Raw genomic sequence first — 6,280 nt, forward strand, 5'->3', positions numbered from 1 at the left:
GTCAGACAATATCTAGATCGGGTTACTAAAGAAGATCGAATAAAAGATTCCAGTTCGGCAATTGTCAATGTGCCAACCCAAAAAAAAACCACTCAAATTCAAGCCCCACAAAAGAAGGAAGCCATCGCAACTGCTGAACCAGAAAATAAGGCGATCGCGCCTCAGAATTCGGCAATTGTCACTGCAACTCCCCCAAAATCTTCATTAGCTGAAGTAGTTGAAGAAAGAGAAGAAAAGAAGGAAGCCATCGCAACTGCTGAACCAGAAAATAAGGCGAGGGCGCCTCAGAATTCGGCAATTGTCACTGCAACTCCCCCAAAATCTTCATTAGCTGAAGTAGTTGAAGAAAGAGAAGATTGGTCGGCTGCAACTAAAGATTTGATGGATGCCCTACCCAGAGTTTGGACTAGGGGTTTATTATATTTTCTGGTAATTGGTACGGGGATTATTTTACCTTGGTCGGTATTGACCAAAGTAGACCAAACAGGCAGTGCGAGGGGAAAATTAGAGCCCAAAAATAGAGTAATTCAATTAGATGCCCCTGTAGGAGCAAAAATAAAAGAAATCAACGTCAAAGAAGGAGAAGAAGTAAAAAAAGGCGCGATTTTAGCCGAATTAGGCGCGGAAATAGTTAGTTCTGAACTAGAGCAATTAAAAGACAAGCGATCGGGTTTAATGCAGAGATTGAGCCAGCTAGAACTAAGACAAGATCGAGCTAAAGCCTCGATCGATATTATCAATCAAGAAAACAGTTCGCGATCGCGCGAAAATGACTCTCAACTAGCTCAAGCACAGCAAAATTTAGATACCCTCAAAGCTCTGTATGAATCTCAAAAGAGCGAAAAATTCGCCCAAATCGAACAGGTAAAACAAGAGATCAACTCCAGTATTGCTGCCCGCAAACAAGCAGAATTAGCCCTCAAGGGTTCTCAAGAAAGAGCCAAACGTCTTGAAGCGGCTTTTAAGGAAGGAGTAATCACCCAAGATCGATTTTTAGAAATTCAGCAACAAGCCGAAGAAAATCAAGAGCGTCTAAATCAAGCTAATTCAGCAGTAGAACTGGCTCGCTCTCGTTTAAAAGAGCAAGAAAGCAGTTATGAAAATTTAATTAAAAACTCCGATTCCGAAATCAAACAGGCTAAGTTGAGAGTAGAAGAAAGAAGAAATAATAATCAAGCTGGTGTTTCTTCAGCCCAAAGATCTCTGATTCAAGCGGAAGAAGAGTTGCAAAGTGTAAAATCAGAAATTGTTGCGGTAAAAACTGAATTAGCTCAAACCAATAAGCAGATCGAATCGAGTCAGTTTCAATTAAAACAACGACAAATACATGCCCCCGATGACGGTACGGTATTCAATATCGCAGCCAGGGGTGAAGGTTCGGTAATTCAACCAGGAGAAACAGTCATTGAGATTGCCCCCCAGGGTTCGGAATTAATCCTTAAAGCGCAGATTCCCCCTACCGATAGTGGATTTTTGGAAAAAGGAATGCCTGTTAAAGTTAAATTCGATGCCTATCCTTTCCAAGACTATGGAGTGAGTGAAGGGCAATTAATTTCTATATCTCCCGACTCGAAGGCGATAGAGACACCCCAAGGAATACAAGAAGTATACGAACTAAAAATAGAATTAGATCGACCTTATATTTTAGATGGGGAGAAGAAAATTACTCTAACTCCAGGTCAAACAGCCACTGCGGAAGTTATTATTCGTCAGCGTCGCGTCATTGATTTCTTCCTCGATCCCTTTAGAAAGTTACAAGAAGACGGGGTGAAGTTATAACTTCACTCATAACCCATAACCTATAACTAAACGGAACAAAATATTAAGAACGAGCATCAGATTAGTATCGAGAATCGATGTTCGTTTTTTATTGTTAATTTTTAATTATCCATTGTCCATTTAAAAACTTGCATATCAAATTTAGCCAGAACATAATCATCAATCGACCGACAAAAACTATTATTTATCTAACTATCAAAACTATGTATCACAAACTTTTATCTTTAAGTATTGCTACTGGTATTCTCATTCCCAATATTGTTTTGGCAGAACAAACAGTTATTCAACGAGGAAGTACTGGTGCTACTGCCATTGGTAATAACAATCGCGCTCAAAGTACATTAAATCAATCGACTAGTCAAAGTCAAAATAGTTCTAACCATTTATTTGGAACAAGACAAACCAGCATTCAGCAGGGAGAAAGTGGTGCTGTTGGGGTAGGTAATGACAATTCGGTAACTAATAGAATTTATCAAAATAGCACTCAAAGACAAGATGGCAGTTATGGCAGCAATCAAAACGCCGAACAAAATGCCACCAGTCGCGGGGAAGCAACAGGCGATCGCAATCGCATTAGTAACACCACCAGACAATACAATCGTCAAAACAGATGGAGTTATTAATTCCAATCCTCTAGAATGGTATAAATCACGGGAACTACAATCAGGCTTAATAAAGAAGAAGCAATCAAACCGCCAATAATTCCTACCGCCATTGGTTGTCGTAATTCTGCCCCCGCACCCCAACCCATCGCAATGGGCAACATCCCTAAAATAGTAGAGAAGGTAGTCATCACAATCGGGCGCAGGCGCAACACTCCTGTTTTGAGGATGGCTTCGGTACGATTCATCCCCTGTTTGCGGAGTTGATTGGTATAGTCGAGGAGAAGAATGGCATTTTTATCTAGTAAACCCAGTAGAAAGATTAAGCCAATCAGGGAAATCATACCAAAATCGCTTTGAGTAATTAACAGTGCCAACATCGCCCCCACGATAGAGAGGGGAAGGGATAAACCAATAACTAAAGGTTCTAACCAACGGCGAAAAGGTAAATAAAGTACTACCAACATACAGATGACTGCCAGGGTCAGAGTTACGGCAAATTCTCCTAATATTTTCTGCGAACGGGCAGAATCGCCTTCTAAATCGAATCTAACTCCAGAAGGAAGAACTTTACTAGCGATCGCTTGAGCCTGTTCTGTAGCATCGCCTATTCCCCTAGCTGCGGTGAGGTTGGCATTGATATAAACTACTCGTTGGCTATCTAGATGAATAATTTTAGTTAAAGGTTCGTCTGCACCGTCAATCCGCACATCTTCAAACCCTGATAGTCGTTCGATTTCGTTTTTAAACGCAGTCGCACTTTCTCTTAAGAGATCTAGATCTTCTCCTTCGAGGGAAACTTTAAAGGAAGGATCTTCCCCTGTTTCTACAAAGGGAATGTCTTCAACGCTAATAATTACCTGGGGGATTTGGGGAAGTTGCTGTCTGATTTGTGCCTGTACTTGAGAGGTGGTGAGATTGCGATCGCTTTTGAGTTTGATATAGATTTGTCCTTTATTTAATTCCCCTCTAATCCCTGCGATGGTATAAACGGATTCTACATCGGGATGGTTGAGGATTTCTGTTTCTATCTGTTGGGCTACTCCGATAGTTTTGCGGAGTAAGATTTTTTCGGGCGATCGCGCTATATTTTTTAACCAGCTAAATGATGATTCTGATTGGGTTTCAGAAGGGGGATTGATAGTCGGGCGGCTGGTGATTTTAGGTAGAGGGGTAGTATAGACGATTTTAAATTCGCCCCGATCTAGTTGGGGAACAAAACCCTGGGGAATCAGGGGAATCAGAGCAATTCCCGCCATAAAACTAGCAATAGCAATCCCTATAACTGCTTGGCGATGGTTTAACGCCCATTGCAATAAATTACGATAATTGTTGGTAAAAAATCCTAATTTGTTTTCTGTCTGGGAGATATTTTGCTCGATCCGCAACCAATACACCGCCAAAACGGGGGATAAAGTACGGGCTGCTAAGAGAGAAGTTAGCACTGCTGCGGAAATAGTCATGCCGAAAGGACGGAAAAATTGCCCTAAAGTACCTCCCATTAAACCAATGGGTAAGAAGACAGCAACAATAGTTAGAGTCGAGATAGATGCAGTCAAACCAATTTCGCGAGTAGCGGATAGGGCGGCTTGACGGGAAGTTTCACCCTCTTCCAGATGACGCATGATGTTTTCCACTTCCACAATCGCATCATCGACAATAATTCCGATCGCTAGTGCTAAAGCCAACAGGGTAAGAGTTTCTAGGTTAAACCCTGAGATCGCCATCACAATAAAAGTCCCCAACAAAGAAATAGGTATGGCGATCGCTGTAATTAAAGTAGCTCTAAAATTACGTAAAAAGGGAAAAATCACCAAAATAGCTAGTGCCACCGCACTTAATAAAACTTCGACAGTGGCTTTGGTAGCTTCGCGAATATAACCTGCGGGAGTTTCGGCGAGGGTTAAGGTTATTTCGGGGAAGTCTTGTTGTAGTTGAATAACTCTATTTTCAACTCTTTTAACTACTTCGAGGGTATTGGCATTGCTCTCTTTAATTACCTGAAAAGCGATCGCTCTTTCACCATTAAAATTAATCAGAGTATTGCTATTAGCTGTGGGAATATCTACATTAGCATCTTCTTGACTGACACCTAAAACATCGACTCTTTGTACTCCTGTTTCCTTGGCAATTACTGGCACGATTTTATTAGTAACGATCGTCTTTAAAGCTTCGGGATTATCATTGCGATCGGTAACTACATAACTAATGGCAGAAGTTTCGTTCAAATTAAAAGGAATTAATTCAATCTCCGTATTCCCTAAAGCCAAGCGATCGATCTTATTAGCAATCTCTTCCGTAGCATCTTTAATATTAATATTCGTATCCAACAAAATACTAATTGCCGTTTGTCCCCCATAAGTCGAAGAAAATAACTGCGCCAAACCATTAATATCGGTTAATGCTGCTTCCAAAGGTTCTGTTATTTTGGCTTCCGTCTCCAAAATTGAAGCGGTTTCAGTTTGGGCGCGAATTACTACTACGGGAAAGTTTACCGCAGGAAAAAGAGAGTATTTTAAAGAACTAAAAGCAAAAATACCAGCTACAGCGATCGCTAGCCAGAAACAGACTGTAATGCGAGAATATTTAATTGCCAGACGGGAAACATTTAACATTTAACTTTTGGGAGTTTGGGGGGCTATAAGTCCCATGCCATAATCTTCGATTTGGCGTTGAGACGGGACTGATAAATACCTGGGGAAACCCCCAGTAACAGCCCCTTATCCATGGACACCCCAAGCTAATTATAATGGCTTGATGCCTTTGTAATAGGTAAACGTAGAGGTGTATTTGTTGATGAGGTTGACCATAGAGGAATATCGGATAAATCGCAAGTTTGCCCTAATTGTTGGAGTGCAGTAAAAAAAGAACTCAAAGATAGAGATCGTATCTGTCATGAATGTGGCTACGGACTGCATGAACCAATAGATAGAGACATTGCTTCAGCACAAGAAATATGTAACCGAGGCATAGAAAAGCATAGTACCCAGGGACTTTGGGGGAAGGAAATTGGCTATCAAGTCGGGCTGTCGGGGGCATTTTGCCTAGACAAGTGGCATAGGATAGCAACACCCAACAGTGATGTTGGGAAGCCCGCGCTGTCATCTTCGATTCAGCGGGAGGATGTCACGCAAGTTCAAAATTCAAAAATTTACGAATTAGGCCAATAGTAACAGCAGGTAGTTCTAGTTGTGGTGTGAGACCAACTTCTTCTATTTCTTGAAAAACCTTAATCGCAGTCGGGTTCATGGCTGCCAGACGTCTTCCAATCTCAGGACCTGTAAACTGGGATTTTTGACCCCAAATGATAGCAGTAGGAATCGTCAGTTGTTCGATATATTGAGATAGATCGAAACATAAGTCTCCTCGCACGAAGGAAAGGGCACTATATTCGGCATTCGGTTGCTGCGCCGATTCCAAGTAAGCTGCTACTATTTCCCCATAGACTCGTTCGGGTTTAGCAAACTGACGCTGTTCCAAAAAATTACGAATTCCTAACTCATTAGCGACACCAAAATCATAAATAAAGCGATCCAAAATCGGCGTGCTAACTAGTTGGGCAAAGAAACTACGGGTATAATTTTCTCCAAAATCCGAAAGTCCAGCTGGTGTAGTGAGAATCAAGGATTTAAACAACTCAGGACGAGAGATTGCTATTCGGATAGTGAAAGCGGCTGTCAGAGATGAAGCAATAACTGTTGTTGGTTCTTCGCAGCTTTGCTCTAGAAATTCCGTAATGCTAGTTAAGTAATCATCAATCCGATAATTACGGTCTAAATGAGATGAATTACCCCAGCCAATTAAATCTGCTGCCAAAATACGATATTCACTGGCAAAAGCTGGATAAACTTTAGACCATTCATAAGCTGAGGAGCCGCCCCCAAAACCGTGGAGAAATA

Annotated in this window: 4 protein-coding genes; 2 read left to right on the forward strand and 2 right to left on the reverse strand. The window is 41.4% G+C overall.

Annotation, left to right across the window (positions count from 1 at the left end; genetic code table 11):
* A partial coding sequence (locus tag AC33VI_RS04155; protein WP_491781010.1) for a beta-barrel domain-containing protein occupies nucleotides 1–1,779 on the forward strand: 1,779 nt, incomplete at its 5' end.
* Between the two features lie 203 nt (nucleotides 1,780–1,982).
* Nucleotides 1,983–2,402: a hypothetical protein gene (locus AC33VI_RS04160; RefSeq protein WP_491781011.1), complete on the forward strand. Its 420-nt coding sequence runs from the start codon at nucleotides 1,983–1,985 to the stop codon at nucleotides 2,400–2,402.
* Here the strand turns inward: AC33VI_RS04160 and AC33VI_RS04165 are convergent.
* Together AC33VI_RS04165 and AC33VI_RS04170 are read right to left on the reverse strand one after the other, a co-directional pair.
* Nucleotides 2,399–4,996, reverse strand: coding sequence for an efflux RND transporter permease subunit (locus AC33VI_RS04165; RefSeq protein WP_491781012.1), 2,598 nt, complete (start codon nucleotides 4,994–4,996; stop codon nucleotides 2,399–2,401). The genes AC33VI_RS04160 and AC33VI_RS04165 overlap by 4 nt on opposite strands.
* Before the next feature lie 511 nt (nucleotides 4,997–5,507).
* On the reverse strand, nucleotides 5,508–6,280 hold a 773-nt coding region (locus AC33VI_RS04170; RefSeq protein ID WP_491781013.1), incomplete at its 5' end, for an alpha/beta fold hydrolase.

It is taken from the genome of Waterburya sp., assembly GCF_058530065.1.

What these genes read in the sequence shown, in the direction of transcription:
- AC33VI_RS04160 (WP_491781011.1), top strand. Translation starts at nt 1,983, where the DNA reads ATGTATCACAAACTTTTATCTTTAAGTATTGCTACTGGTATTCTCATT.
- AC33VI_RS04165 (WP_491781012.1), bottom strand. Translation starts at nt 4,996, where the DNA reads ATGTTAAATGTTTCCCGTCTGGCAATTAAATATTCTCGCATTACAGTC.